General features: G+C 41.1%; 5 protein-coding genes. All 5 read left to right on the top strand.

What is annotated here, in order from left to right; genetic code table 11:
• Positions 1 to 1,119 (top strand): polysaccharide biosynthesis tyrosine autokinase (locus tag K8F54_RS12315; protein ID WP_290791398.1); only part of this gene is annotated, 1,119 nt, incomplete at its 5' end.
• A gap of 44 nt (positions 1,120 to 1,163) precedes the next feature.
• A complete protein-coding gene (locus K8F54_RS12310) occupies positions 1,164 to 1,754 on the top strand; it encodes a sugar transferase (protein WP_290791396.1) in 591 nt (196 codons plus the stop codon).
• Between the two features lie 32 nt (positions 1,755 to 1,786).
• Positions 1,787 to 3,073: a nucleotide sugar dehydrogenase gene (locus K8F54_RS12305; RefSeq protein ID WP_290791394.1), complete on the top strand. Its 1,287-nt coding sequence runs from the start codon at positions 1,787 to 1,789 to the stop codon at positions 3,071 to 3,073.
• A 66-nt stretch (positions 3,074 to 3,139) separates the two neighbouring features.
• The gene (locus tag K8F54_RS12300; RefSeq protein ID WP_290791392.1) at positions 3,140 to 3,490 is read left to right on the top strand and encodes a four helix bundle protein; all 351 of its coding nucleotides are present in this window, start codon (positions 3,140 to 3,142) and stop codon (positions 3,488 to 3,490) included.
• A 57-nt stretch (positions 3,491 to 3,547) separates the two neighbouring features.
• The coding region (locus K8F54_RS12295) for an NAD-dependent epimerase/dehydratase family protein (protein WP_290791390.1) at positions 3,548 to 4,416 on the top strand (869 nt) is incomplete at its 3' end.

The following is a 4,416-nucleotide window of genomic DNA, read 5'->3' as shown; positions in this document are numbered from 1 at the left end:
CCCAAAGAGCAACAAGAATTGCTTAAAATTGAACGGCGCTATAATTTAAGTCAGGGAACGTATAACCTTTTCTTGGCAAAGCGCAGTGAGGCCGGTTTGGTAAAAGCGGCCAATGTAAGTGATGTATTGGTGATTGATTCGGCCAAAGATACCGGTGGGGGCAAAGTGGGTCCCAATACACAGCTCAATTACCTAATGGCGACCTTTTTTGGGTTCTTAATACCCTTTGTATTTACCTTTTTGCGCGTCTTTTTCGACACCAAGATTCACACTGTAAAAGATATTGAACGGCTTTCCAAGATTCCTATCCTTGGAGTAATAGGAAAAATTAAATTAGACAATAATTTGGCCGTACTCGAAAAACCGAAATCAGCAATAGCCGAATCTTTTAGGGCACTACGATCAAGTCTACAATTCATCTATAGAAAACAGGGTATCGAAGGAGCGAAGACCGTACTTGTTACCTCATCGGTCAGTGGGGAAGGAAAAACATTTTGCTCTATCAATATAGCCTCGGTATTTGCATTGAGCGAAAAACGCACCATCCTCGTTGGCTTAGACCTGCGGAAACCAAAGATCTTTGGCGACTTCAATATTGACAACAATAAGGGAGTTGTAAATTATCTTATCAATGATATGACCCTTGAAAATATTATTCAAAAAACACATGTCGAACACTTGGATGTGATTACCTCCGGTCCTATTCCTCCCAACCCTTCCGAATTGTTGATGAGTGAACGGATGGAAGAAATGATAGAAAAATTAAAGAAACAATACGATTATATAATTTTGGATTCCCCTCCAATAGGATTGGTGTCCGATTCCCTCACACTCTCTAAATTTGCCGATGCCACCATTTATATGGTGCGTCAAAACTATACGAAACGAGGCATGTTTGCCCTTATCAATGAAAAGTATAAGTCCGGGGAGGTTAAGAATATAAGCTTTGTGCTTAATTTCTTTGAGGACAAAGCGAAATACGGTTATGGCTATGGATATGGCTACGGTTACGGCTATGGATATGGTTATGGTTACGGAGCCTATGGGAATGGATACCATGAAGATGAAAGGAAACTAACTTTTATTCAGAAGATCAAGAAACGGTTTAAGAAAAAATAACACCGGAATTCTATTTTTTCATTAGGGTTGTTAAATTATATGCCATGCTTACAAAAAAACAACTTGTACTGAAACGCTTTTTTGATCTATCTTTTTCGTTACTTATACTCCCGTTTGTTATAATTCCCTTAATTTTGCTGCTGCTTATCGCTTCTGTAAATACAGGTAGCAGCGGTATATTTGTTCAAGAACGTATAGGACGTTTTGGAAAGCACTTTAAATTGTTTAAAGTGCGTTCACTCAAAGGAGAAAATCATAAGGATGCCCTAGAAATTCAACAAAGCGAAACCTCTTTTGGACGGTGGATACGAAGTTCTAAGCTAGACGAATTGCCACAGCTCTTTAATGTGCTGAAGGGAGATATGAGTTGGGTGGGCCCCCGGCCCGATGTACCCGGATATGCGGATAACCTGAAAGGTGAAGACCGAATTATATTAACGGTGCGTCCCGGCATTACAGGGCCAGCCACCTTAAAGTATAAGGACGAAGATGCCGTGCTTTTACAACAGACCGACCCCAATTGGTATAATGATCACGTAATCTGGCCGGACAAGGTGAACATTAATAAAGCATATATTGAAAGTTGGAGCTTACAAAAAGATATCTATTATTTGTTTGCTTCCGTATTTAAATAACTATTAAAGAATTCCGAATTCGGAAGAATACTATGAAAAATCAACCTACAATTGCCATCATCGGACTAGGATACGTCGGATTGCCGTTGGCAGTGGCATTTGCTTCCAAATATAAAGTCGTTGGTTTCGATATTAACGCGCAACGCGTGGCCCACTTAAAGCAAGGTAACGATTATACACTTGAAATAGATAAAGATACATTGTTGACTTCCTTAAAAGGCTCTCAGAACACCGGACTTACGGTTACAGATCAATTGTCCGATTTAAAAGGTGCCGATGTTTATATCGTTACAGTACCCACACCAACCGACAAATACAACCAGCCGGTTTTGACTCCCCTTGTCAAGGCAAGTGAAACTGTTGGGAGTGTACTCAAAAAGGGCGATATCGTAATTTATGAATCCACCGTTTATCCGGGTGTAACGGAAGATATTTGTGTACCCATACTAGAGGCTAAATCAGGGTTGAAATTCAATAAAGATTTCTATGCAGGCTATTCACCCGAACGGATTAATCCGGGGGATAAAGAACATACCGTGACCAAGATTTTAAAGGTAACCTCTGGTTCAACACCCGAAGCAGCTACCTATATCGATAATTTGTACGCTTCGGTTATTACCGCGGGGACGCATTTGGCACCTACCATTAAGGTGGCTGAAGCGGCCAAGGTGATAGAGAATTCGCAACGAGATATCAACATTGCCTTCGTCAATGAGCTTTCAAAGATCTTTCGACTGTTGGATATAGATACCCAGGCTGTTTTAGAAGCTGCGGGGACCAAATGGAATTTCCTAAAGTTTACTCCCGGTTTGGTAGGTGGACATTGCATAGGAGTGGATCCTTATTATTTGGCACAAAAGGCCACAGAAGAAGGCTATAACCCCGAGATCATTCTTGCCGGAAGACGTATGAATGACGGTATGGGTAGCTATGTGGCGCATGAAGTGGTGAAATTGATGATTCAAAAAGACATTCGCATTAAGAATGGAAATGTGTTGGTGTTGGGAATTACCTTTAAAGAGAATTGCCCCGATATTCGAAACAGTAAGGTGATCGACGTGATTTCAGAATTAAATAAATACAATCTGAATGTAGATGTGTACGATCCCTGGGCGAACAAAGAGGAGGTGAAACACGAGTTTGGAATTTCTTTGTGTTCGGAAAAAAATAATCTGAAACCCAAGTACGATGCAGTTATCCTAACAGTAGCCCACGAGGCATTTAGAGAGTTCAGTATCAATGACTATACTGAAGAAACTTCGGTGGTTTTCGACGTAAAATCCTTTCTTCCGAAGGATCAGATTGATGGGAGGTTGTAACGTGAGATGTGAAACGTGAAACGTGAGACGTGAAACGTGAGACGTGAAACGAAAAGAAGGTATATTATGAATCATAAAGAGTTAGAAGTTTGGAAGAAGGGGATGGATTTAGTTGAAAAGGTTTATGGCATTTCTTCAGCACTACCCGATTCGGAACGTTTTGGATTAACCTCACAAATGAGGCGTGCTGCCGTTTCAATTCCATCTAATATAGCTGAAGGGTCTGCTAGGAAGAGTGATAAAGAATTATTGCAGTTTATCAGTATAGCCATTGGGTCGTTGGCTGAGTTAGAAACACAATACCTCATTGCAATAAGATTAGGTTTTATGGAAGAAGATATCATACTAATGAATTTATTAAATGACGAGAAACAATTACTTTTGGGTTTTAGAAATTACATTAAGAACAAATCCTAATGACCCATCTCACAATTCACATCTCACACCTCACTATTATAATATAAAACAAACAATTTGAACGAAACAAGATATCATACCGAAACCCTTTCAAAATACAGTTTCCTAGTAACAGGTGGTGCCGGCTTTATAGGTTCCAACCTGGTAGGCTACCTTCTGAAACACGGCGCCAAAAAGGTGCGGGTTTTGGATAATCTGGCTACAGGATCCTTATCAAATCTCTTAGAGTTTAAAGACCATCCTGCCTTCGAATTCCTAGAGGGGGATATTCGTACATTGGATATCTGTGTGGCCGCCATGGAAGGGATGGATTATGTTTCCCATCAGGCGGCGCTGGGCTCTGTTCCCAGATCTATAGACGACCCTGCTACTTCGAATGAAGTCAACGTTACCGGATTCTTAAATATGCTATTGGCTCAAAACGCTTCTAAATCAGTGAAACGTATGGTGTATGCAGCTTCCAGTTCTACCTATGGGGATAGTAAAAGCTTGCCTAAGGTAGAAGACACTATTGGCAAACCGATATCGCCCTATGCGGTTACAAAACTGGTGAACGAGATCTATGCCGATGTTTTTTATAAAACCTACGGCACACCCACCATTGGCCTGCGCTACTTCAATGTGTTTGGCCCAAAACAAAGTCCGAAAGGGGCGTATGCAGCGGTGATACCTTTGTTCATGCAAGCCCTTAAAGATAATGTCCCACCCACCATCAATGGCGATGGGGAACAAACACGCGATTTTACCTTTGTAGAAAATGCGGTACAGGCCAATGTGAGAGCATTTTTTGCTTCGGAAGCGGCAGTAAATGAGGTTTTTAATGTCGCCTACGGCGAACGCATTAGTTTGAATACACTTTGGAAGGAATTGGAGCGTATTTCAGGAAAAGAACTCAATGCCATCTACGGTCCTCCCCGAAAAGGAGA

The organism is Altibacter sp., assembly GCF_019913785.1.
Classification (GTDB): domain Bacteria; phylum Bacteroidota; class Bacteroidia; order Flavobacteriales; family Flavobacteriaceae; genus Altibacter.
This window is presented reverse-complemented; position numbering and strand designations above follow the sequence as displayed.